The sequence below is a fragment of the Rhodoplanes roseus genome, from assembly GCF_003258865.1.
GTDB lineage: Bacteria > Pseudomonadota > Alphaproteobacteria > Rhizobiales > Xanthobacteraceae > Rhodoplanes > Rhodoplanes roseus.
On sequence record NZ_NPEX01000077.1, the window covers coordinates 1 to 23,788 of the forward strand.

Sequence of the window (23,788 nt, forward strand, 5' to 3'; positions counted from 1 at the left end):
TCGCCGTGCTGGCGGCGCAGCGCGCCGCCGAGCGCGGCCTCACGCCGGAGGTCTACACGTTCGGCATGCCGCGCACCGGCAACGAGGAGTTTGCACGCGACTACGACGTGGCGCTGGGCCCCCGCACCTATCGGCTGGTGCACGGCGAGGACATCGTGCCGACCGTGCCGCCGAGCGGGCTCGGCTTCCGCCATGTCGGGCACTGCCTCGCCTGCGCCCGCCACACCCGCTTCGACGCCGCGCGCCTCACGCCGCCGCCCTGCGACGACCCGCCCTTCGGCCCCGGCCTGCAGAGTGCGCTGCTCGAGGGCGCGCGGCTGATGCTGTCGCTGTCGCTCGATCCGCAGATCCGCTCCGACCTGATCGGCCAGGCGTCCCGCCTGCTGCCGCCGGCGCTCGGCGACCACCTGCCCGACCGCTACTGGCAGGCCCTGGCGGCGGGGGGGCCGTCCGCGAGCTAGACATTCGGACGGACGGGCCGTGCCGTGCTCCCCGTCGGCCGAACCGCGGACGGCGCGACAGCACGTTGTCGCCGCTTCTCGATAGCGGCGTCGTAGATCGCCATCAACTGCTCGTAATACACGGGGGCCGAAAACCGCTCGTCGATGGTCCGCCTGGCCCGCGCACCGATCTCGTCGGCGGCTCGGGGATTCCCGAGGATGCCGGCGATCACCGCAATCCAGGCGGCGCTGTCGGTGACGTCGCACAGGAATCCATCGACGCCGTCGTGTATCGCCTCCGGGATTCCGCCGATGTTCGAAGCGACCACCGGAACGCCGTGCGACATCGCTTCCAGCACCGTCATCGGTGGGCCTTCGAACACGCGGGTCGGAAACAACACGGCCCGACATCGGGCGTAGAATTCCGCCATCCCCGACCTGTCGAGGCGCCCGAGACAACGAACGTTGGCCGGTGCGTCGAGCCTCGCTCTCTCCAGCAGGGGACCGTCTCCGGCGATCTCGAACCGCTCCGCCGGAAACGCCCGCGCCACGTCGAGGAAAACGTCGACCCCCTTGATCTCCTCCAGGCGCCCGGCAAATCCGATGACGGACCGCGCACCGTCCGACGGTCTCTCCGGAACAACCGGGACCGCGTTACGGAGCACTCGAACCTGATCCTCCGCAAGGCCGGCGGAGAAATGCCGCGTCCTCGCGAACTCCGAGATCGCGATGAAGACGTCGACATTCTTCCGAAACAGTCCGAGCCGACGGGCAACCGCCATTCTGCAGGCGTAGTTGACGCTCTTCGCGACGCCTCCGGCGCAGTTGCGGAGGATGCCCCAGTGCTCCCGGCCACCCAGGCACTTCACGCATTGACGCCCCCGAACGAAATGAAGCCCGATGGGACACGTGAGGGCGTAATTGTGCAGATGCATCACCACCGGTACGGCCCGATCGCGGCACGCGGACAGAACCGACGGCGACAACAGCGGATACAGATTGTGGACGTGGACCACGTCGGGTCGCTCCCGATCCAGGAATGCGAGCATCCTGTCCCTCTCGTCGAACGAGTAGATGCTCGTCACGAAAGTCCGCGCCTTGTCACGGGTCGTCCCGATGGTGGAACTGTCACGCGTGTACGTGATCACCTCGTGACCTCGACCTTCAAGAAGACCGATCAGAAACTCGAAGACCGTGACCTCCCCGCCGAAACCCGAGCGGTAGAAGTTCGTCACCTGAGCGATCTTCATGTTCCGACATCCAAGCGTCTCGACCCGACCTCGCGGGACCGCGTCGCGAGCATGCGGTAGACGAACAATGGATTCCCGATCAGGTAACGCCTCCACTTGTGTGGCTGCTGAAGCAGGAGCTGCAACCATTCGAACCCGGCGCGCCGGACCCAGGACGGCGCTCGGGCCAGATTGCCGGCCCAGTGATCGAACAACCCGCCGACACCGATCGCCATCGGCGTGGCCAAACGGCTGCGGCTCTCGGCAATCCAACGCTCCTGGCGCGGGTTGCCCATGCCCACCAGGAGCACGTCCGCCCCGGATCGGTTGATCGCCTCGATCGCCCGATCGTTCTCCGCCGGCTCGTCCAGATAGCCGTGATGAAAGCCCGCTTGCCGCCACCGAGGAAAACATGCGCGCGCGTACTCCGCGGCTCGCCGTATCGTTTCCCGGTCCGACCCGAGAAGGAAATACGACCGGCTCGTTCCGCGGGCCTCACCGAACAGCAAGGGAACGAGGTCGGTCCCGACGAGATTCGCCTTCATCGTCTCGCCCCGGGCCCGTGCCGCCCAGCGAACGCCGGTGCCGTCTCCAAGGGTCAGCGCCGACATGTTGAGGAGCACCCGATAGCCGGGATCCGCGGCAGCGAGGTTCAAGGTGTGCGCATTGACGATGTAAACCGCACGACACCTGCCGTCGCGCTTGTCGACGAAGGACTCGAACGCTCCTACGGCCTCGTCCTGCGTCATGTTCGCGACGAATACGCCGAGCAGCTCGACCTTATCGACCGACGTCGTCTCTACACTCATCGTCAGGCTCCCATCACGATACTGCGGGGGACTCGTCCGGGCCGCGCCAGCGCACGACACGAGCCGGATTGCCGGCGACGACCGCACCGGCCGGGATGGCAGAGCAGACGCCGATCGTGCCGAAACACTGCGCCTCCCGGCACCTTCGAGTCAGCAAGCCAGCGAAACAGGAGGAAGCCGATCAACAGACTTGCGAGAGGCATCACCCGACATCCGGTTACGACCTGGTCGGAGCATTCTCGAGAGACCTGTAGATCGCGCTCCACGCCGCCTTCCGGCGAAGCTCCTCGTCATAAGGATGCGGCCGCAGATCCCCCGACGTCTTCCAATCGACGAGCCGCAACCACGAATGTCGGTCGCTCATGCCCCAGGCCACGCAGGCGACGGTGGCACGGTGGGCGAGAACGACGTCCAGAAACCTGCGATACGTGTCGGCGACACGTTGGTCCTGGCCGGACGGATCCTGGCCAGCCCGGCGGTCGAGCACATCCAGCTCGGTGATCATCACCTTCAACCCGCGCCCTTGAAGGTCGTCCAGAAAGCGCCGCAGCTCCGGCCCGCGAAACTCCATCGCGGTGGTCAGATGCGCCTGCATCCCGAGCGCCTGGACGGGTGCGCCGGCCGACCCGAGCTGATCCAGCAGGCGCTGAACGGCCTGCCGCTTGGCGACTGCCGAACGGCTGGAGTCGCAAATTCCATCGTCGTTGTAGGTGAGGATCGCCGACGGGTCGGCCTCGGCCGCCATACGAAAGGCTTCCGCGATGTAGCCGGGCCCCATGGCGCGCAGCCAGGGCGTCACCCGCAAGCCATCGGCCCGCCCGTCGTCGGGCTCGACCGCTTCGTTCACCACGTCCCACGAATGGATGCGATTCCGATATCGCCCGCACACGACCGCGATGTGGCGCGCGAGCAGCGCACGCGCCGCAGGGCCCTCCATGGTCGACGGAAGCCACTGAGGTAACGTCTCGTGCCACACCAGCGTATGCCCGCGGACCAGAGCGCCGATGCTCTCCGCAAATCGGATCACCATGTCGGCCCGCGAGAAGTCGAACTGATCCGGACGCGGGCGAAGAGGGGCCCATTTCAGCTCTATGCCGGGAACGATCACGCGGCATTCCCGACCGAGAAGCCCGGCATACGCGGGATCGCTGTCCAACTCGCGGGCCAGGCACACCGACCCGAACAGAATTCCCTTTTGCGACGCCAGACGTCCGAGGGACGGTTCAGTCTCCTGCCCGCGAAGAGCGCGCGGAAGCATGGTCGATAACGCCGCCGTCGCGCTTCCGACGACAACGCCTCTCCTATCGAGGCGACCCGACCGCATGAGCCGCCTCCTTCTTGACGCGGCGCCGCCCGGACGTCGGCTTGTACGACAGGCTGAACACCAGCAGCAGCAGCACGTAGCCGTTGAACACCGGCATCATGTTGATCGATTCACTGAAGGCGTGAACCATGCAGAAGGCGACTTGGCTGGCAATCCAAAGAAAGCTCGCGGCGCCCGTCGCCATATAGCGCCGAACAGCCAACCAAAGCGCTCCCAGAACGAGAAGACACCACAATCCGAGCCCGACCAGACCGAGACTGACGAGATGCTCGATATAGGCAGAATGCGCCTGGTTGATTCCCCAGTTGTGCAGCGACGATATCTCGGCGATGCGCCGTGGCGTCCAAAAGCTGTCGAATCCCACACCGATCAGCAATTGATCCATCGCCATTCGAATGCAGGTCTGCCAAACGTCGGTGCGGCCGGTCAGCGCCTCGATGTTGCCCTGATCGCGCGGCCGTTCGAGCATGGACGTCACGAGCCCGATCGGCGAGCTGGTGGGGTCGCTGATTTCGAGCACGACTGTCGTCGCGCCGAGCACGACCGCGGCCGCTGCACCGAACAGCACGGCCGGGTTTGCACATCGCCACCCCCAGACGGCCACCACGAACGCCGAGGCCATCACCAGCGACACCAGAGATGTGCGCGACTGCGTCAAGAGAACGATCACGAGGCCGAAAACAACCAGCACGGGCCCGGCCCAGCGATGGCGCACCTGCGGATCGAACGCCAGGCACAGGCCGGTCAGGGATAACTGCGCCATCGAAGCGGCCTGCAGGTTCGGGTGCACGGTTCCGGCGAACCGGTACTCACCGTCCCAAGGCGCGAACGTGCCGAGGACCAGCTCGTTCAAGAGCCCCACTCCGAAGCTCATCAGCGTCACCCAGACGAAGACCGTCCGAATGGAGCGAGCGTCGAGGCTGGCCACGCCGATGGCCCCGACAGACAAGAAGAAGAACACCAACAGGCGTTTGAACGTCAGCTCCGGGGTATCGCTCCACAACAGGCTCGCGAACGTCCAGCACAGATAGGCGACGATGACGACCCCGAGCGGAGTCCACAGGTCGAGGCGCCTCTCATGAGGGCGCGCGAGCAGATAGAGGCCGAGAAGACCGATGATCGGAATGCAGATCTGTCTCCAGATCGACCCTTCATCCACTTGGAGTGCGAGCCGCTTCCATTCGTTCGAGCTTCCGTCGACGAGGCTCAACGGAAATCCGAGATCATGGAACGCGCCGAACGAGGAGCCGAATAGAACCGCCACGATCAACGCCGTGGCGGGAGGCTTCGACCTCGAACGGCCGCTCTCGATCGCCGCGATCGTCATGGCGAGCGCACCGACGTGACGACGGGTCGGTGTGCCAGCGCCCGACGAAGAACGGCGGCCCGAAACGCAAGAGCGACCACGTTCGACGCGAGGAACGAAGCAACCGCACCGAGCGGACCGAACGAGACGGTGGCCCAGGCGCCGCAAACGACGAACACCATCAGCGGAACGGTGTTCACGGTGCAGTCCGCGCCCCCTCGTCCGATCGCAAACAAGCCGCGCGAGACGCAGAACGATACCGAACCGACCAGGAGATTCATGGCCATCAAGGTCGTCAGTGGCGCGGCTGGGACGAACCGATCGCCATAGAGGAGGCCCATGAGCTGGCCACCCACCAGGGCGAACAACACGACGAAGCAGAAGGCGAGTCCGGCGAGCCGCACGGCGCTGCCGAGCACCTCGCCTCCCAGATCCGCCGTGGAGGCCGCCGCGATCCTCACCGCATAATGGTTCTGAAGGCCGCCCAGCGGTACGTTGCACAGCGACGAGAGGCCGAGAGCCGCAGCCCATAAGCCCGTCTCCGTCGTCCCATGCGCAGCCGTGATGGTCCAGGGATAGAGATAGGTGGCGAGCGACCACATGACCCCGCTCAGCACCATCCATTTCCCGACACCCCAATTGAGCTTCCAGTGCCGCCACGCGAGCGTCGGGCGCCGATGCACTGGCCCCAATCGCCTCAGCCAATGCAGGGACGGGATCGCACAGGCGAACGCAGCCGACCCGTAGGCCCACACCAGGGAGAAGTGCCCGCTCGCAACACCGGCCAGTACGGCAGTGCCGTGCAGCGCGAGCACGACACCGTCGTATTTCAGGCAGTCGACGAGCTGTTGGTGGACAATGAACAGCCGTCGCATCTGATCGCGGATCAGGAGTCCGACCACCGACAGCGCGGCGGCGGCGACCACCGTGATCGCCGATCCGCCCGGGGCACCACTCTGAGTCCCGGCCGTCATCGCCGCGGCCAGCATGGCCGCCATCAGGACGACCCCCTGATGAAGGACGATACTGCCGAAGAACGGACCGCGCCGCGCCGCGGTCAACTTGGGTCGGTTGATCGTGTACGGGCCCGTGACGGTCGCGACCTGCAGGTCGGTGAAAAGCCAGACCACGGTCATGATCAGCATGTAGCGCCCGAAATCGGACAGCGGCAGGAGCCGTGCGACGCTCGCCGTCAGCGCGAAATTTCCGGCGCTGACCAGGCCCTGGTCGACGACCACCAGCATCTCGGCCCGCCCGACCCAGCGAAACGCTCGCGGTCGGCCGCCGGGGTCGGACAGAACGATGGGAGGTTGCAGCGATGCCACCGAGGTCCTCGCCCCTATGCCGACTTCGCTCGACGCATCGTCCACCTGCCCGGCGACCTGGCCAGGATACCCATCGCCGTTCGAATGTAGACGATCGAGAAGTGGACCGAGCAGGCACGCCCCGCAGAAGCGCTTTGGTCACCAGCCATCCGGGCGGCGACGAGCCGCGGGAAGGCGATCAAGCAGACATGGGCTGCCCGCAACGCGCAGAGGCGGAGCACGACGGCGAGTCCGCCGTCCTTGAAGTCGTCCGCGACCCTCGACTCCGCACCCCTCCCCGCCATCGGCAAGAGGTAGGACAGCTGCAGCCGCTCCGCCGGAACGAGGTGGCGCACGACCGCATTCCTCGCAAACACCGTGACGGCGCCATGCCGCCGGGCACGGCGGAACCACTCCGCATCCTCTCCATAGCTTAGCGATCGATCGAACAGCCCGACCTTCTCGAACAGGACTCGACGCACGAGCGCGTTCCCGGTCCCGACCGACACGGTGGGGATCGACCCGGGCCCGGTCTCGTCTTCGTCGGCCATGCTGCCGTTGCTGCCGAAGAGCTTGAGGATGGTCGGATCCGACGCGCCGGCGGTCTCTCCCAGGAAGACCACCTCGATCCGACCGGCGACGCAATCGGCGCCGCTCTGGACCGCACGATCGAGCAGAGATGAAAGCCAGTCCGGCTCGGCATCCTGATCATCGTCGAAGAACGCGATCCACTCGCCCAGCGCGTGATGCACACCTTCGTTGCGAGCGGCCGCCACACCTCCGTGCGGCACCGTGATGGATCGCAACCGCACCGGAGATTCTGCCGCGAGGTGACGCACCACCTCGGCCGTCCCGTCGGTCGAGCCGTCGTCGATGACCAGGATCTCGAAAGATCCATGCCTCGCGAACTCCTGACGCACCAGGCTCGGCAATGCCTGCCGGAGCGAGCTCGCACGATTGTAGGTACACACGACGACCGTCGCCACGATCCGCTCGGACGCGTCGGCAGTCATCCGACTCGCTCCGTCGTGTCCGTAAGACGCGCCCTCGGCGGGGCACCGGCGAACGTCTGCAGCGCCTCCCGGAAGTACGCGATCGTCGGAACCAAGCCGTCGGCGAGGCTCACGGTCGGCGCCCAGCCGAGCTTTTCGCGGGCGAGGCCGATATCGGGGCAGCGCTGCCTGGGATCGTCCTCGGGTAACGGTTGAAACACCAGCTTCGAGCGGCTGCCGGTGAGCTTCAGCACCAGCTCGGCCAGCTCCAGCATGGTGAACTCGCCCGGATTTCCGATGTTGACCGGCCCGACCATGTCGGCCGGCGAGCCCATCATCCGCATCATGCCTTCGATCAGATCGTCGACGTAACAAAAGGACCGCGTCTGCTGGCCGCTCCCGTAGATCGTGATGCTCTCGCCCTTCAGCGCTTGCACGATGAAGTTGGAGACGACGCGCCCGTCGTTCGGGTGCATGCGCGGACCATAGGTGTTGAAGATCCTGACCACCTTGATCTCCAGCCCGTGCTGCCGGTGGTAGTCGAACATCAACGTCTCGGCACACCGCTTGCCCTCGTCGTAACAGGACCGGATGCCGACCGGGTTGACGCGGCCCCAATACCCTTCGCGCTGCGGATGCACCTCTGGATCACCGTAGACCTCGGAGGTCGACGCCTGCAGCAGGCGCGCCCTCACCCGCTTGGCGAGCCCGAGCATGTTGATGGCCCCGTGCACACTGGTCTTCGTGGTCTGGACCGGATCGAACTGGTAATGCACCGGACTCGCCGGGCACGCGAGGTTGTAAATCTGACCGACCTCGACATAGAGCGGAAAGGTGACGTCGTGGCGGCACAGCTCGAAGTTGGGACGGCCGAGGAGGTGCGCGATGTTTCGACGCGCGCCGGTATAGAAATTGTCGACGCAGAGCACCTCGTGGCCGGCCGCGATCAGCCGGTCGCACAAATGGGACCCGAGGAACCCGGCTCCGCCGGTCACGAGAATCGGCTTGTCGACCATGTCGCGATCGCCCTGCTCGGTGGTTTTCTCACGGCTCAGTAAGCATTGTGCGTTCTGGCCAGCTCGAAGAAGGTCCGGACTATGATCTTCACGTCGAGCAGCAGGCTCCAGTTGTCGACGTACCAGAGGTCGTGATGCACGCGCATCGCCATGATCTCGACGCCCGGAGTCTCTCCGCGGTGCCCGTTCACCTGCGCCCATCCTGTAATTCCGGGCTTGACGTGATGGCGGAACGCGTAGTTCGCGATGAGCTTCTCGTACTCGTCGTCCAAGGCGATCGGATGCGGCCGCGGTCCGACGATCGACATCTGCCCCTTGAGAACGTCGATGAGCTGGGGGAGCTCGTCGATGCTGGTCCGGCGAAGGAACGCCCCCACCTTCGTGACCCGCGGATCCTGGCGCTTGGCTTGAACGAACGCGGCGCCGTCCTCGAGCACTCTCATCGTCCTGAACTTGTGGATCAGAAACTCGCGTCCGTTGAACCCGCGGCGCCGCTGCCGGAAGATGATCGGCCCCGGCGACTCGAGCTTGATGGCCAGGGCGGCGACCGCGATCGTAGGCGCCAGCACGAGCAGTGACAGCGTGGCGACAGAGACGTCGAGAGCCCGTTTCGCCAACAGTTCGATGCGGGTGAGCGGCGCACGCTTGACATCGACGACCATCGTCTGGAGGGCGGCTCCGCTGTGAGCACCCACCACGGTCGAGACTGCGCGATCGGGGAGCAGCTTGACCGACAGAGGACTCGCGCGGAGCTGCTCGATGATACCTTGAAGCTGCTCCTCGCTGCCCCAGGGTATCGCCAGGACGATCTCGTCCGCGGCGGCCTCCCTGGCCTTGTCGAGCACGTTCCGAATGGTGCCTCGGGTCTCGGCGGCGACGAGATCCTGTCGCGGCAAGACGAACCGCTCACCTTCCGTGATTCCGAATGTCGTCAACAACTCGGCAGGCTCGACCGAGGACAGTTCGTCTTCCGTCCCCAGAACGATGGCGTACTTTCCGCTGATCATGCCGTTCGCGAGGGCGATGCCGAGCGCCCGTCTCGCCAGACCTCGCCAGACCACGAGTCCGACCCATCCGAACACGGCGAAGAAGACCATGGAGCCACGCGAGACCTGCGCCCCGATCTTCAACAGGAAAAGGGACACGATCAGAACCAGGATCGTACTGACCCAGGCGACGAGAATACGGGACCTCGAACGATCGCCTCGAAGCAGGTTCTCGAACTTGTTGAGACCGATGATGTGCGAAATAGGTGTGTAGATGGCACTCGCCGTGACGCCGACTCCGAGATGCGCACCAATATCGCCGAGGCCGCCTCCGACGAGCACCCAATACAGGGCGCCGCCGAACAGGCTCGAAACAACGATGAGGAGCACGTTCGTCGCGACGTAGAGAGGGATGACGACGTCAAAGCCCAGCATTGTCCGGGCCGGACGATAACACCTGCAGTGCGCGACACTCGCAATCCCTGAACCCGACATGCACCGATACCCGATCAATGATCGTCCAGAAGAGCAATTTCAACGCGGACCATATTACCTCAGATCGAACGCTTCTTATTATAATTACCGGTGTTAAGGTTACAGCCACACCGGATATACCTCATGAGCGAGAGAGCACGACGCGGGGGCGGTACGATCCTCTGTCGATCCGCGGTTGTTCGGGTTCGCCTGGATTCGCCGCCACGGTCAGAACCGCTGGATCAGCGCGGACCAGAAGAAACCGAGCCGTTCGACAACGCGTCGATCCTGCGCGTTCGTGCTCGCAGTCCGACGATCGGCCATCGTCAACGCACCTCCTTGTAGCTGTAGCGAAACGTCTTCATGCCCGGATAGACACCGAGCACGAGGTCCTTGCGCCTGGTACCGGGTATGTCGAGGAACTGGCAATGCACGGATCCGAAGTAGCAGATGCTCAGCTTCAACGGTTTCAGGCATCTGTTGACCACGCTGACGACGTGGTCGAACACGTTCGGATTCGAGGAATGGGGGCGCGCTGCTGCTTCGATGTCGGCGCACGGTCGACCGAGCGCATCCTTGCTGACCGGAGACGTGCCGACGTTGCTGCCCTGCTGAAGTGAGAACCGGCCGCCGGGGGTCGAGATACTGCCTGCCGCGGCCGGCCCGAACATCACGCCGAGCCCGAGGCCAGTCGCGACCATCCCGATGAACCAACCAGACGTTCGGAGGCGCTCCGATCCGCGTGTCGACACGTTGAGGAGAGACGCCATGTCTACCGACTCCAAGGACGCGTGTCGGGACGAACGATCCCCGGGACGGAAATGTCGAAACCGCGCTGATACAGGGAGCGCGAGAGCCGCAGCCGGGCCGTCTCGCTCGCGCCGCCCAAGGCCGACAGAATCGCGTGCCGGGCCGGCGGGCCGGCGTTCACGAACACGTCCGGCATGCCCTCGAATCCGGAGTTCAGGAGGCCCACGAATTCGCTGACCACCGCCTCGCGGAGGGGCGCATCCAATCGCTCGAACACGGCGAGCGCCAATGGATTCCGCCGCACGCCGATCCACCCCTCTCGCGGTCCATACCGGTAGGATGCGGCGAGCAGCGGCAGATGGGCCGCATCGAAGCCGTTCCGAATGTTCGTGAGCCAGAAGCGCGCGAGCCAGAGAAAGGGGTCGGTGGGCGATGCCGCGAGCGCCCGGTCCAACGCCGCCGCGAGATCGTCGAGTGAACCATCGATCTCAGCCCGCCGGCCCTGGCGGATGGCGTCCTCGGCGCGCCGGACGGCGACAATCGCCAAGGTCCGGAGCGCGCCGGCGTTCGGCACGAGGTCGATGTCGCTGATCTTGAGGTCCGCGGAAACCCGGTCGAGATCGTCCGTCCTGAATTCATCGCCCAGCACGATTTTGCCGGCGACGCGCTGATGCGCTCCGGCGGACGGCAAGGCGACGAGCACGAGGCCACACCAGGCGATGCCGAGGAGCCCCATCGCGACGACGGCAAGGCGAAGCAACCATCGCGGCGATATGGAAGCCCGGGTCATGACGGCTACCTCTGGCTCTCGGCGTAGCCGTAGCGGCCGTAATGCTTGTCGTAGTAGGCTTCGCCCTGGTGATACTCGTAGCGCCCCAGAATGCCGGCATCGGCCTTGTTGAGGACCACTCCGAGAATCCGATCGTAAACCGCCCGTGCCCCGGTCAGGCTGTGGTCGATCAGATCGATCCGGGTCTTGCCCCACTCGACGACATAGACATAGGAGTCGACGAGGCCGGTCGTCGCGCGAACGTCGACGACGGGCGCCACCGGCGGAAAGTCGATGACGATGTAATCGTACTCCGACCGGAACTTGTCGATGGCCTTCTTCATCGAAGCGGACGCCAGCACCTCGTTGGTGTGAGGCAGCCGAGTGGTCACGCCGGATGGGAGAAACGCCAGCGCCGTACGTTGATCGATGACCAGGGCGCTCTTCAACGACGAGCGCCCGGCGATCACGTCGATCAGGCCATGGCCGGCGTTCGGTGCGAGCGCACGGGACAGGGAGGGATTGCGCAGATCCGCGTCGATCAGCAGGACGCGCGCGCCCGCGTGCGCGATCAGGGCCGCGAAGTTCGACGCGACGGTCGTCTTTCCCTCTCCGGGAACCGTGGAGGTTACCCCGATGACCTTGTTCGTCTTGACCGTCCCATCGAGATCCGCAGCCACCTTGATGGCCCGGATCGCCTCGGAAAACCGCGAGAAGGGCTGGTCGACCACATGGGACAGAGAGCTCTCGCCGACGGTCGCGCTCGCGTCGCCGGGACCCGCCGAGTCCGATGCGGCCGCGCGCCCCTGGATTTTGCTTCCCCCACCCGACTTGAGATACGGAAGGACAGCGAGACAGTTGACCTGCAGGATCTGCTCGATCTGGCTGCTGGTTCGGAGCACGTTGTCGCCCATCTCGCGGGCGTAGGCGGCACCGATCCCCAGGATCAGTCCGGCCGCCCCCGATATCGCGAGGATCACCAGCGGCTTCGGGTCGCTCTTCCTGAGGGGCCGCGTGGCCGGGCTGATCAGTCGTGCCTCGGTGATCGGGAAGGATTGCTGCTGAACGGCCTCCATGTAGCGCTGGAGGAAGTTGTCGTACATGCTTCGGTACGTCTGGGCGTTGCTCTCCAGCTCGCGAAGCTGAATCTGGGCCTGGTTCGTCAACTGGTTCTCGGAAACGACGCTTGCGAGGCTGTTCTTGATGCTCTCCTCGCGGGCCCGCGCGATATCGTAGTCGCTCTGATAGGCCTGCCTGATCCGATGGAGCTCGGCACTGATGCTCTGCCGGATCTGCTCCATCTGGTTGCGCAGGTTCAGGGCCGCGAGATGATTCCGCCCGTACTTCTCGGACCAGGTCGCTTCGCGCGCGGCGAAGTCGACATACTGGCCGCGGAGCTTGATGATGGTCTCGTTCTTCAGCGCGTCGGCGACCGACTCGTTCGGGACGGGGTCCTTCAGGATGTCGTTGATCCGGTCCAGCCGCGCCTTCGCCTCGGCGGTCGACGCCCTGGCCATGATCAACTGGCTGTTGACCTCGGCGAGCTGCTGCTCGCTGATCAGCCTGCCACCGGTGTCGACGATGTTGTTCTTCTCCTTGTAGTCGATCACCGCCTTCTCCGCGGCGGAGGCCTGGGTCCGCAGCTCGCGTATGCGGTCTTGCAGCCAGATGCTGGCTCGCCGTGTGGCCTGGTACTTCGCCTCGAGCTGGTCGACCACGTACGCGTCGACGATCGCGTTGGCGATTGCTGCCGCCTTGTCAGGGTTGAGCGCGCGGTACTTGATCTCCATCACGTAGGTCAGACCGAGCCGCTTCACGGTCCGCCCGGCCTCGAAGCGCGCGAGGGCCCGGCGCATCTTCTCGAACTCCGACGCGGGAGAATTCGAGAATCCCTGTAATGCGTCAGTCACGACTCCGAGGATCGTGCCGATCGGATCGCCACCAGCCCCGGTGAACTCCGGATCCTCGGTCAGGCGCTGATCCTTGATCACAGACAGGCTGATGTTCTCGGATTTCAGGATCTCGACCTGGGTCTCCACCGTGCCGGCATCCACGGTGATGTCGCCCAGCACGGATTGCTGCTGGAACAACTGGACCTTCCGGGTGTCGATCACCATCGTGGCCGTCGCCGTGTACCGCGCCGGCGCGGTGGCGAGGTAAGTGAGCCCGAGCACCACAACCACGGCCGTGACCGCGGCGATCGTCGGAAACTGCCGTCTCGCCGCGCGCCCGATCGCCAAGACGAGCTCTCGCGGCGACCCCTTTGCCGGGCCGCCATCGTCACGATCGACATAGGGCGCGTCCACGGAGCGCATCACGTCGCGTCCTCCGCGACGGCAGACGGAACCCGGGTGTGGAGCAAAGATCGGTGGTCGAGCTCGTGGACCATGGCGCGTGGCCTACAGCCCCGACGGACTGACCGAGGTGTTCGAGCCCGAGAGCCCGCCGGCGCCGCCTGCCCCGGCCCCGGTCAGCACACTGGTCGATGCATTGGGGGTCGACGCCGCGCCGAAGGACGCAGCGAGATTGCCGCCTCCGGCTGCACCGGCCCCCCCGCCACCGGTCGGGCCTCCGAGCCCCGAGCCCCCGCCGGCGCCACCGCCGGCACCGCCCGCCGTCCCAGTCGGCACATCCGGATTGACCGCCGCATAAGCGTCTTTCGCCACCCCGCTGGGCGACGTGGCGACCGACTGCTGGATCTGCGTCGCGAGCCCCTGGTCGGGTCGAAGACAGATCCGGTAGGCCTGCCCGAGACCGGAGCCGATCGCTCGCTGCTGATCGGGATTCGCTTGCGAGAGAAGCCCGGAAATCAGTGGCAGAGTTGCCGGATCTGACGCGACGAGGTCGCGGGCTTGTGAGATCAGCCGGGCACCGCCGCTCGGATTCTGGCTCAGGAGTCCGCCCGGATTCCCGACGAACTCACTGACGACATCGGCTGCAAGCCGTTGCTGGGGCTCGTAACAGGCCGCGTGAGCGCCGCCCGCCAACGCCAAAGAGGCAATCCCGACAAACACCACCTTCGTCGTATTATTAGCCATAATCAACTACCCTGCTTTTTCTCAATATGTCGTCCATTAGCACAAACTAAACCACAACGGAATACAGCTACCAAACTATGAAATTTTGGGGTGATTGGCGCATGTCGAAGCATAGCCGACATGGAAGCCGACCATGTGGCCACATGTCCGGGTGTTTCCGGTGGTTTCGTAGAACTTGTCTGGTCTAGTTCGATAATAGTTCGGTTAATTATGGCGGATAAACTTGTGCCCCTGCTGCTGCGGGGGCGCGGTCCGGACCGCGTGAGCGAGACCGATCCCGACGAGGCCGAACGCCACGATCCCATAGCCCGGAACTTGAAGTGAAAAGTCGACAGTCGAATGTAGAATCCCCAGCAGGCCTACGCCGAAGGCTGTGAGCGGAATGAGCCTGTCGCGTCGTCGCATGATTGCGCCGCGCACGAGGACGAGGAGCGCTCCGCACCAGAACAATCCGAGCAGAAGGGCGAGCGGCACGCCGACCTCGGATGCGAGCTCGAGCGGCGTACTGTGCGCCATGTCCCAGACGCCCCACATCGAGACGGTCTCGCCCCGATAGGCAGGGAATGCCCAAGCAAATGTTCCCAGGCCCGTGCCGAACCAGGGCTGATCGGAAATAATCTTCAAGGTGGACGCCCAAGCCGCGGTCCGGCCCCCGTCGGAGAGCCCCTCCGCCTCGAACCGACTTCCGACACCGCCTCCAAAGAGCAGGAAGATCATCGTCGCCACTGCAGCCGCCGCGCCGACGAACAAGAGGCCGCGGCTCGCCCGCACCCGCCGTCGAAAGTGGATCGCAAAGGTGAGCGCCAGGACGAAGACGGTCAACATCGTGCCGGCACGGGAAACGGTCAGGAAGGTCGCGGTCAGGCACAGGAACAGCATGGCGAACGGCACCAGCAGCGCGTGTCGCGAGGCATCGTCCGTGGACAGAACGGTCCAGAACCTCGCCCAGGAGACCTGCTCCTCCGGAACCAGCTTGCGGGCCTGTTCCAACACCATCAGGAACCACACGATCGACACCGACCCGAAATACGTCGCAGCGGTATTCCGATTGATGAAGGTTCCGGTCAGATTGCCGATATAGGCGGGACGTTCGTGCCCGAGAATCGTCATCGGGTCGGCGACCATGGCATAGAGGCCATAGACCGCGTGGACCACTCCGGCCCAGGCGACCGTCTTCAGGATCGCCCGCGCATTGCCGCGGTCGGTTCCAACGATCAGTCCCAGCGAGAGCGCCAGGATGTTCGCGAGTGGTGCGCCGACCGCGAAGAACGGCTCGTACCGGACGATCGACACCGCCGGCTGGACAGGAGCCGCGAGGATTTGCTCCGCATGCGCCCATACAGGGTGGAATGCCGCGATCCACGGCGTCGTTGACAGCTGCTCGTGGAGGACGACGGCATAACTCGCGACGAGCAGACCGATCACGCCCAGCATCCACAGATGCGGTCGCCTCAGATGCCGAAGCGGGGCAAAGACGAGGCCGATTCCGAGGAGCCCGCACCAGACCGCGACGACCGAGGTGTCGCGGGATCCAAAAGGCAGCGGCGCACCGCCGACGGCGGCGGCCAAGGCCCAGAATGCGATCCGGTCGGTGAACCAATGCGATCGGGCGACAGACATGTCGCGAACTCCGGGCAGAGCAGTGCCTCCGCGCAAGCCCGTGACGCGGTCGCGACCGGATCCTTACGGCCCGTGGATCCGACTGTTGAAGCGCGCGATATAGATGTCGTTGATCAGGTTCACACCGTTGTCCGCCGTGCCGATCGCCGTATTCAGGAAGGTCAAGAATTTGGTGGTGTCGACCTGCGGCGCATTGGCGACGTAGAGGATGTCGAACGGCCGCATCTGGATCTTTGTGGCATGGAAGTATCCGGCCGGGTCCTGGAAACTGGCGGTGAAGACGATCGGGATCAGGCCGCCCGCGAATTTCGAGCAGTCGACCCCGAGCTTCTCGGCGACGTCGCGCGGCTCGCGTCGATACAGGAAGATCGAGCCGGGGTCCGCTTGGAGGTCGAAGAGTCCACCCGCCTTGGCGACCGCCTGGGCGAGATTGATCTTCCAAGCGTCGAAGTTGAACTCGCCCTGCTGGCCGGTCGCGCCGAACGCCATGAACTTCATCGGCTCGCGATAGACGTAGATGCGATCACCGGGCTGAACGTAGATATTGTTGACCGGCATGTAGACTAGATTTGCGAACGGCACCGTTCCACGCTTGCCGTTTCGCTCCAGCATCACCCAGCTCTCCCAGCCCTGCCCGCTGATGCCCCCCGCGCGCGTGAGTGCATCGGTGATGCGATCCTGCGCACCGGTGGCCGGCATGGGATAGCGCACGGGCGCGCGAACGTCGCCGACCACACTCACGAGCGACGTTCGTTGCTCGCCGAGAGAGACGACGACCTGCGGCTCGATCGCGCGGTTCTTGATCCGCTCGACGATCTCGCTCTGCACCTGGACGTTGGTTCGGCCCGCCGCGCGGATGATCCCTGCATACGGAACCGAGATGTTCCCGTCGTTGTCGACGGTCTGCGACGGCAACGTCACGAAGTTTCCGGGCCGCACACCGGCCTCGATCGGAATGAAGAGGCCTCCGGCAGCGGCCTCGAATATCGTCACGTTGACGACGTCGCCGATTCCGAACTTTATTCCGGCAGGCTGCCGACGATCCGTGAACACGCCGCCGAGAACATTGGGCTCATAGCTCTCAAGCACCTCCACGGCGCGCGCATCGAGCTTGACGAGCGCGTACGGAAGGGTCGGGCTGTGTTCGGTCCGGATCTCGAGGCTGGAGGGGCCCGACATTGGGATGAAGCCGCAACCGGCGACGCCCATCGCAAGGAGAATGCATGTGGCGCTCAACGCCAAGTACTGGAGCCGCATCCTGCGCCTCAATCACAAAATCTTGAAATGAGCAAACTTGCTTGATCGCTGATACCCGTGGGCCGCCGCAACCACAAGGTCGCACATGGCCGAACCTCACGATGGACCGTACCATGTTGCCACCGGGCAACATTCGTCTTTATGCAGACACGATGTGCCAGCACCGTTCTTCGAAAGCTCTTTCCCAGATGACCGTTTATATTCGCGATCTATTCTTGCCTGTGCGTAAAACAAACCGCACCATGCCATCGCCGTCCGTCGCGGTCTTCTGGACGACGACGAATATCGGCTCGCCACATCTTTCGGATGAGCGGCGCTTCGATATATTCCAGGTGTCGGCCATGAAGTTCCTTCGTTTGCTTTCAGATGTCACCTTCATATGCGGTATGCCCCTTTGATCCGTCGAGCGGCACCCTTTGCGGCCACACTGGCCGTCGGCTTTCTCTCCGGCTTCACCCAAGCCGCTGGACAAACTGTCGACGGCACGACATGCCGATCGCTTGCGGATCCAGCGGCGCGGCTGGCGTGTTACGACGGCCTTCGGGCGGGACCGTCTCGGCCCGCTCCGAAGCAATCCGATCCCATCGACGGGCCACGGCTCGCCCCGACGGGTGCGTGGCGCCTGGTCAGGACGCCGCATCCGACCGGGGGGAGTGACGCGATCTCGATCATGCGGGCGGCCGATCCCGTACGATCGGACCAGGAACTGGTCGGTCTGATGCTTCGCTGCGGGGACTTCGATCTCGAGGTGCTCCCGATCGTGATCCCGCCCCTGCCCCCGCGCGCGAAGCCGAGCGTCACCCTCGGAAGCCTTCGAGGCACCCGGACCTACGAGGGCTCGGCCGCCCCGCCGGGCTCGGCGATTCTCCTTCCCTCCGAAGCCGCGGCAAATGCGAAGGAGTCGTGGTTCGGTTCCCCGGAGCTGGAGATCGGCATTCTCCACGATGGGACGACGATCAAAGGCGTCGTGGCCCTCGACGGCATCTCGACCGCAGTCGGGACATTGACCGCGGCCTGCGCGACCCGTTGAAGGGATCGCCCGAGATCGGCTTCATCGACCCTTCAACCTTGCCGCCTTCAGACGATGAACACCGTGTCATTCTCGATCATCAGGCAGGTCAGGCGACCGGTCGCATAGGCTCCCGTATCGATGTTGATGCGGTTCGGTCGGAATTCCGGCTCGATGACCGGCGTGTGCCCGTGAATGATCACCTTCTCGAAGGCGCCTTCGAACGTCAGGAACTCCTCCCGTATCCAGAGAAGGTCGCTTTCCACCTGATCTGAAAGCAGCCTTCCGGGCCGCACGCCCGCATGCGCGAAGTAGAAGTCGCCCAGCTCGAAGTTCGGCACCAGCCGGTCGAAGAACGCCTGATGGCTGTCCGGCAAGGCGTCGCGAAGCGCGTCGGACAACTGCATCAGCTCCGCTTCGCCCGGATTGAAGGACGGCCGCAAGCCATACGACATGAGAGTCTCGAGGCCTCCCCATCGAGACCAGTCGCGGAGGATAGCCGGGTTCTCCAGGAATGCGGGGACGAATGTCTCGTGATTCCCCTTGAGGACAACGACCTCCCGGTGCTGAGCCCGCCACGTCAAGAGATCGATCACGGCGCACGACCCGGGGCCACGGTCGATATAGTCGCCGAGATAGACCTCGATCGGGCGTCTCGACGGGTGTCCCTTCAGGTCAGAGTCGATGCGGATGAAAACGTCCCGCAACAAATCGTCCCGGCCGTGAACGTCTCCGACCGCATAGACCCGGTATCCGGGCGGCAAGACGGGGGCGTCCTTTCTCGATCGTCCGTTCGAATGCACCATCGTGGGTCGGCTTCACGGGTTGCGCGGGTCAATCGCGGCGAGCGAGCCTATCAGACTCCCGGACCGCGGCCGAGTGCGATGGATCCATCCTGCGACTGGGCCAACCCGAGCCCCAGGGCGAGAGCTGCCAGCATCGTCACTCCGGGACTCGTGACACTCGCGTCGCGGAACGCCGTGAACGTGAGGAGCACGACGCAGCCGGCCGCGGCCGCGGCGTAAGCAGGGTCTCGTGCGCGGCGCAATGCTCCGCGGCCGAGCACGGCCGCGGCCCAAAGCGCCAGGACGATGACGATCCACGGAGCGGCAATGCCGAACTCGACGGCTACGGCCGTCATGGCGGTCGGAGCCGTCGCAGAACCAGGATCACCGCCGTCGCGGTAGGCAGCCTGCAAACCGGTGAATGTCCCGGCCCCGCTGCCGGTGAGCGGAGTGTCGGCCAGAATTCTCCTCGCGACGGCGATGTTCTCCGGAGAGGCTTGGGCGAACCGGAGCGCGAGCGGGCCGGATCCGGAGCCCCCTTGTGCGGCCAGGAGCATGCCGGGAACACCGAGGCCCGCCGCAACCAGGAGCGCGCCGACCCATCCAGTACGGCCCGTGCGTCGAACCGCGAGCACGACGCCGAACGTCAGGGCACCACTTGCCGCCGCGACCAGCAGCAGTCCCCCCTGTAGATATCCGACCGCGACGGCACACAGGAGGAGGGCGAGAAGAGCGCCGGAGATTCGCCTGAAGAGGGCGAGCCCGTTCAATCTGCTGCCCCGTCCGCCCTCGAACCGAGCGCCCGCCGCGGCGGCGCTGGCCAGCGCCGTGACCGAGCCGATGGCAGCCGCTGTGTCGAACGCCGTTCGGAGTGTCCCTCGCGGATCACCCAGGAATGTCATGCCCCCGACATCATGAACAATGCTTGCCAGCGCCATGCCGGCGGTCACCGTCGTCAGGAGCGACAGCATCCAGGCCGCGCTGCGCCGCTGCAGGGTCAACATCGCGCTCGTCAGAACGATCGACAGCATGACCAGATACGAGCCGAGCGCCATCGCGGTCGCGGCCGAATCGACGGTCATCCGACCGGTCACGGGCTCGCCGAGGGACGCAGGACCTCCGATCGGAGCCGGGACCGAGATCCCGGGGATCGGAAGCAGTTGCACGACCATCCAGGCTGCCGGGATCAAGGCGATCGGAAGCACCTGGATCAGTGATCGCCCGAGTCGGCTCGCATCGCCGGAACTCATTGTCGCGGCGCTCAGGGCCACGCTTGCCCCGACGACAACCAGGAGGCCACCCCGGATCAAGGGGGAGACATTAAGGGACAGGGCCGGCACACATCCGGCGAGAAGCAGAATGAACAGCCACCCGTCGGGCAGACACGAACGTCCGACGGTTGCAGCCGCACGCGGCCGCGCCATCGCGGCATGCGCGATGCGACGCCACCACACGCCGGTGCGGTCGGCTCGCTCGTGGTCTCGCAGCCCGGGCCGAAGACGCTGTGCCTCAAAGATCCGGGACTGGAACCCGGTCTCCCGAGAGCGACGTCTTGCGGGCCCGTGCGACGACGAGCAGATGCTTCGTCATCGTCCCCACGAAGAATCCGGCCTGCATGACGAGGGCAGCGACGAGGCCGTCGAGCGCCATACGATCCATCGGCGTATCCGTCTCCCAGCCGACGACCAAAAGCACCAACCAGATGGCGAGCGTAACCGGTACGAGGCTCAACACGCTGTAGCGCATGCCGAGCACGGCGCCGATTAGACTGAGCACAATGAGAGTAGTAGCCATTGGACACCTCGCTGATCGAGGGTCCGCCCGAAAAGGTTGAAAAATCGTTAAGCCGGGCGACCGGATTTTACCAATCGCGGCATCGCCACTCGCCCCTGCCGGACGACGGCCGCGACCACTCCGGCCGTGCGCGCTCCGGCGCGGCCGATCCCCCGCCCCCGCGTCAACGCCGGCCGCCGACCTCGTCGAGGTGGTTCAGGCCGGCAGCGGCACGCTCGAGCTCGGATTCGCCTTAGCCGTAGCCGCCGGGAGAGACGGCCGACGCCGAGCCGAGACGCAACGGCGAGGAAGAGATCCGAAGTCCGGCGTGGCGCGTTCCACGTGGTCGCGGGTGACGAGCGGGGGACTCGCCGTGATCGGTGCGCAGATGCAGGCGCCGACCTCCCCGGCGAATGCCGGCGTTTGATCGCTCGAGGCGGTGTCGACGATCGCCTCGGGCCCGGCAGCGAGCGCCGATCGGCACGTCGTACAGGATCGTCGGGCCGACCACCGGGCCGGGAGGCGAAGCCGGCACCCCATAAGTCAGCACTTATGAGGCCATTATCCGATTCCGCGTTGACCAGGGGCGCACGGCCTTCGATCTTGCCGGGCCGGCGAAACCGGCCGCGTGATCGACGTGATCCTGCTCGCCCTCGCCGGCTGGGCGACGGTTCGTTTCAACTCCAGTTCGAAACCTACATGAACAACGCCGGGTTCGGGCTGACCCCGCTCGACCTGTTTCTCGGATCCGCCATCACATTGATCTCGATCGAGGCGGCGCGGCGTGTGCTGGGCCTGGCGATCCCGATCATCTCCTCTTTATATACATTTCATGGATGGGCGAACGACACCCGGAAAACCACGGCGGGTGACGAGCGGGCCGATGCAAGCCACGTCGGCGACAACCGGCGCCGGCTCGAAGCCGAGGGGAGCAGCCTGGCCGGTGCCATACTGCTTCAGCCGGACCGCGTTCTCGGCCGCGGTTGTCTCGGTCGGACCGACCGGTCCGGCCGCCATCGAGACTGCTGTTCGGTTCGCGCCGCCATGCCTTGACCTCCTCGGCTCTAAAGGCTAGCTTTATGACCTAACCAATCGGGAGGAGCCGAGGGCGCGGCCGGATGTCGTCTCGCGCCGGAGATCGGCCCTCGCACGGGAGCTTGGCAGACATGGCGAACCAGGACGGAGGCCCGCGCCGGGTCTCGATACGCGACGGCTTGTTGACCGAGCCGCTGGACGACCTCAGCAAGGTCCGACTGCAGGGATCGCGCTGCCGCCAGTGCAACGAGGTGACGCTCGGCCGCAACAGCATCTGCCCGAACTGCGGCGGCAACGAGCTGGAGGCGATCCCGCTCTCCGACCGCGGCGAGCTGTGGACCTACACGATCGTGCGCCACAAGCCGCCGGGAGACTACCGCGGTCCGGAGCCGTTCCGGCCGTTCGGCCTCGGCCTCGTCGAGCTGCCGGACGGGCTGCGGGTGATGTCGCCGATCGAGGGTGACGTCGACAGCCTGGCGGTCGGCACGCCGCTGAGCCTGAAGATCGCCGTCCATCACACCGGACCGTCGGGCGAGGACGTCGTCGCCTTCGCGTTCGCACCGGCCCGCTGAGGGGATCGATCATGTCAGACGTCGTCATTCTGGGGGCCGGCATCCATCCGTTCGGCCGCTTCGACACCAGCTACGAGGAGATCGGCTCCTACGCGGCCGCCGCCGCCCTCGCCGATGCCGGTGTCGCGTGGAAGGACATCCAGGCCGCCTATCTGGCCCGCATGTATCTGCCGGCGACCTCGGGGGCCCGCATCCTGCGCCGGCTCGGCTCGACCGACATTCCGATCGTCGACGTCGAGGCGGCGTGCGCCTCCGGCGGCGTCGCGCTGCGCCAGGCGATCCTGGCGATCCGCTCCGGCGAGGCCGATCTCGTGATGGTGCTCGGCACCGAGAAGATGCCGCGCGGCTTCATGGACCCGCGAATGATCTACGCGCCGTGGCAGATCGAGATGGGCATGTCGCTCAACCCGAGCTACTGGTCGATGCGGGCGCGCCGCCACATGCACGAGTTCGGCACCACGGATCTGCACATCGCCAAGGTCGCCTACAAGAACCACCGCAACAGCGTGCACAATCCGAACGCGATGTACCAGAAGGAGTTCAGCCTCGACGAGATCGCCAACTCGCCGCTGGTCTGCGATCCGATCCGCCGGCTGGAAATCTGCGCCCCCAACGACGGCGCGGCGGCCGTGATCGTCGCCTCGAAGGAGCGCGCCGCGAAGCTCGGCGGCAATCCGATCACCATCGCGGCCTGCTGTCACAGCATCGCGCGCTTCTCGGCCGATTTCCGCTGCCCGGCCGATAGCATGAGCGCGACGGCGAACAATCCCGGCCCGACCGAGGTGACCGGACACATGGCCTACGAGCGGGCCGGCCTCGGGCCGGACGACATCGACTGTTTCGAGGTCCAGGACACCGACGCGTTCTGCGAGGTCGAGATCTACGAGGAACTCGGCCTGTGCGGCCTCGGCGAGGCCGGCCGGCTGATCGACGAGGGCACGACCGAGATCGGCGGCGCCAAGCCGGTGAACATGAGCGGCGGCCTGATCAGCAAGGGCGAGCCGGTCGGCGCCTCGCATCTCGGCCAGGTGGTGGAGATCGTCTCCCAGCTCCGCGGCCAGTCGGGCAAGCGCCAGGTCGAGGGCGCCAAGGTCGGGCTCGCGCATGTGCTCGGCGCCGGCGGCAACTGCGCCGTGACCATCCTGAAGCGCTGACCCCGCACGCTTCGAGGAGAAAGGGCCGGCCGGCGCGAGCCCGCCGGTCCTTCGCGTTTCGACCGCCCGCGGGGGGCGGCGGTCGGTCATACCGCATTCGGCTGATCAGTTCGGCCGTCATTCCGGGGCGGCGCGCAGCGCCGAAC

At 65.5% G+C, this 23,788-nt stretch carries 23 protein-coding genes; 6 read left to right on the forward strand and 17 right to left on the reverse strand.

Translation table 11 applies throughout. From position 1 onward, the window contains the following. A partial coding sequence (locus tag CH341_RS13165; protein WP_425376179.1) for a lipase family protein occupies positions 1–461 on the forward strand: 461 nt, incomplete at its 5' end. Here CH341_RS13165 and CH341_RS13170 read toward each other — a convergent pair. The 14 genes from CH341_RS13170 to CH341_RS13230 form a co-directional block, all read right to left on the reverse strand. Beyond that, complete coding sequence (locus tag CH341_RS13170) at positions 458–1,690, reverse strand: glycosyltransferase (RefSeq protein ID WP_170149606.1); 1,233 nt, start codon at positions 1,688–1,690, stop codon at positions 458–460. The two genes, CH341_RS13165 and CH341_RS13170, sit on opposite strands and share 4 nt — an antisense overlap. After that, a complete protein-coding gene (locus CH341_RS13175) occupies positions 1,687–2,478 on the reverse strand; it encodes a WecB/TagA/CpsF family glycosyltransferase (protein ID WP_111419485.1) in 792 nt (263 codons plus the stop codon). The genes CH341_RS13170 and CH341_RS13175 overlap by 4 nt, the downstream gene beginning before the upstream one ends. Positions 2,479–2,695: 217 nt before the next feature. Further along, positions 2,696–3,802, reverse strand: a complete 1,107-nt coding sequence (locus CH341_RS13180) for an endo-1,4-beta-xylanase (RefSeq protein WP_111419486.1) — start codon at positions 3,800–3,802, stop codon at positions 2,696–2,698. Then, the gene (locus tag CH341_RS13185) at positions 3,780–5,129 is read right to left on the reverse strand and encodes an O-antigen ligase family protein (RefSeq protein WP_170149607.1); all 1,350 of its coding nucleotides are present in this window, start codon (positions 5,127–5,129) and stop codon (positions 3,780–3,782) included. The genes CH341_RS13180 and CH341_RS13185 overlap by 23 nt, the downstream gene beginning before the upstream one ends. Beyond that, the gene (locus tag CH341_RS34200; protein ID WP_170149608.1) at positions 5,126–6,352 is read right to left on the reverse strand and encodes a polysaccharide biosynthesis protein; all 1,227 of its coding nucleotides are present in this window, start codon (positions 6,350–6,352) and stop codon (positions 5,126–5,128) included. The genes CH341_RS13185 and CH341_RS34200 overlap by 4 nt, the downstream gene beginning before the upstream one ends. A gap of 95 nt (positions 6,353–6,447) precedes the next feature. Beyond that, the gene (locus tag CH341_RS13190) at positions 6,448–7,425 is read right to left on the reverse strand and encodes a glycosyltransferase (RefSeq protein ID WP_111419488.1); all 978 of its coding nucleotides are present in this window, start codon (positions 7,423–7,425) and stop codon (positions 6,448–6,450) included. Continuing rightward, entirely contained in the window at positions 7,422–8,420 is a 999-nt protein-coding gene (locus tag CH341_RS13195; protein WP_111419489.1) for a UDP-glucuronic acid decarboxylase family protein, read from the reverse strand. Before CH341_RS13195 ends, CH341_RS13190 begins: the two co-directional genes overlap by 4 nt. Before the next feature lie 35 nt (positions 8,421–8,455). Next, a complete protein-coding gene (locus CH341_RS13200; protein ID WP_170149609.1) occupies positions 8,456–9,841 on the reverse strand; it encodes an undecaprenyl-phosphate glucose phosphotransferase in 1,386 nt (461 codons plus the stop codon). 365 nt (positions 9,842–10,206) lie between these two features. Next, the gene (locus CH341_RS13205; RefSeq protein ID WP_146604464.1) at positions 10,207–10,650 is read right to left on the reverse strand and encodes a hypothetical protein; all 444 of its coding nucleotides are present in this window, start codon (positions 10,648–10,650) and stop codon (positions 10,207–10,209) included. A gap of 2 nt (positions 10,651–10,652) precedes the next feature. Beyond that, complete coding sequence (locus CH341_RS13210; protein WP_146604465.1) at positions 10,653–11,420, reverse strand: hypothetical protein; 768 nt, start codon at positions 11,418–11,420, stop codon at positions 10,653–10,655. Between the two features lie 5 nt (positions 11,421–11,425). After that, positions 11,426–13,714 carry a polysaccharide biosynthesis tyrosine autokinase gene (locus tag CH341_RS13215; RefSeq protein WP_111419493.1) on the reverse strand — a complete coding sequence of 763 codons (2,289 nt, stop codon included), beginning with the start codon at positions 13,712–13,714 and terminating at the stop codon, positions 11,426–11,428. A gap of 84 nt (positions 13,715–13,798) precedes the next feature. Further along, positions 13,799–14,437: a hypothetical protein gene (locus CH341_RS35250; protein WP_210208282.1), complete on the reverse strand. Its 639-nt coding sequence runs from the start codon at positions 14,435–14,437 to the stop codon at positions 13,799–13,801. A gap of 204 nt (positions 14,438–14,641) precedes the next feature. Continuing rightward, positions 14,642–16,057, reverse strand: coding sequence for an O-antigen ligase family protein (locus CH341_RS13225; protein ID WP_111419494.1), 1,416 nt, complete (start codon positions 16,055–16,057; stop codon positions 14,642–14,644). Positions 16,058–16,120: 63 nt separating this feature from the next. After that, positions 16,121–17,314 carry a polysaccharide biosynthesis/export family protein gene (locus CH341_RS13230; RefSeq protein ID WP_170149610.1) on the reverse strand — a complete coding sequence of 398 codons (1,194 nt, stop codon included), beginning with the start codon at positions 17,312–17,314 and terminating at the stop codon, positions 16,121–16,123. Between the two features lie 101 nt (positions 17,315–17,415). On the opposite strand from CH341_RS13230, the gene CH341_RS33675 reads away from it, so the two are divergent. Together CH341_RS33675 and CH341_RS13235 are read left to right on the forward strand one after the other, a co-directional pair. After that, complete coding sequence (locus tag CH341_RS33675) at positions 17,416–17,712, forward strand: hypothetical protein (RefSeq protein ID WP_146604466.1); 297 nt, start codon at positions 17,416–17,418, stop codon at positions 17,710–17,712. 272 nt (positions 17,713–17,984) lie between these two features. Next, entirely contained in the window at positions 17,985–18,344 is a 360-nt protein-coding gene (locus CH341_RS13235) for a hypothetical protein (protein ID WP_111419496.1), read from the forward strand. A gap of 47 nt (positions 18,345–18,391) precedes the next feature. Here CH341_RS13235 and CH341_RS13240 read toward each other — a convergent pair whose 3' ends face one another. The 3 genes from CH341_RS13240 to CH341_RS13250 form a co-directional block, all read right to left on the reverse strand. Next, a complete protein-coding gene (locus CH341_RS13240) occupies positions 18,392–19,087 on the reverse strand; it encodes a metallophosphoesterase (RefSeq protein WP_342635014.1) in 696 nt (231 codons plus the stop codon). A 92-nt stretch (positions 19,088–19,179) separates the two neighbouring features. Continuing rightward, entirely contained in the window at positions 19,180–20,190 is a 1,011-nt protein-coding gene (locus CH341_RS13245; protein ID WP_146604467.1) for a hypothetical protein, read from the reverse strand. A gap of 427 nt (positions 20,191–20,617) precedes the next feature. After that, positions 20,618–20,902 carry a hypothetical protein gene (locus tag CH341_RS13250; RefSeq protein ID WP_111419499.1) on the reverse strand — a complete coding sequence of 95 codons (285 nt, stop codon included), beginning with the start codon at positions 20,900–20,902 and terminating at the stop codon, positions 20,618–20,620. 678 nt (positions 20,903–21,580) lie between these two features. Between CH341_RS13250 and CH341_RS13255 the strand changes: the two genes are divergently transcribed. From CH341_RS13255 to CH341_RS13265, 3 genes are all read left to right on the forward strand, one after another. Next, the gene (locus CH341_RS13255) at positions 21,581–21,934 is read left to right on the forward strand and encodes a hypothetical protein (RefSeq protein WP_111419500.1); all 354 of its coding nucleotides are present in this window, start codon (positions 21,581–21,583) and stop codon (positions 21,932–21,934) included. A 164-nt stretch (positions 21,935–22,098) separates the two neighbouring features. Further along, positions 22,099–22,488 carry a Zn-ribbon domain-containing OB-fold protein gene (locus CH341_RS13260; protein ID WP_170149611.1) on the forward strand — a complete coding sequence of 130 codons (390 nt, stop codon included), beginning with the start codon at positions 22,099–22,101 and terminating at the stop codon, positions 22,486–22,488. 11 nt (positions 22,489–22,499) lie between these two features. Further along, a complete protein-coding gene (locus CH341_RS13265; RefSeq protein ID WP_111419502.1) occupies positions 22,500–23,642 on the forward strand; it encodes a thiolase family protein in 1,143 nt (380 codons plus the stop codon). Positions 23,643–23,788: the final 146 nt, after the last annotated feature.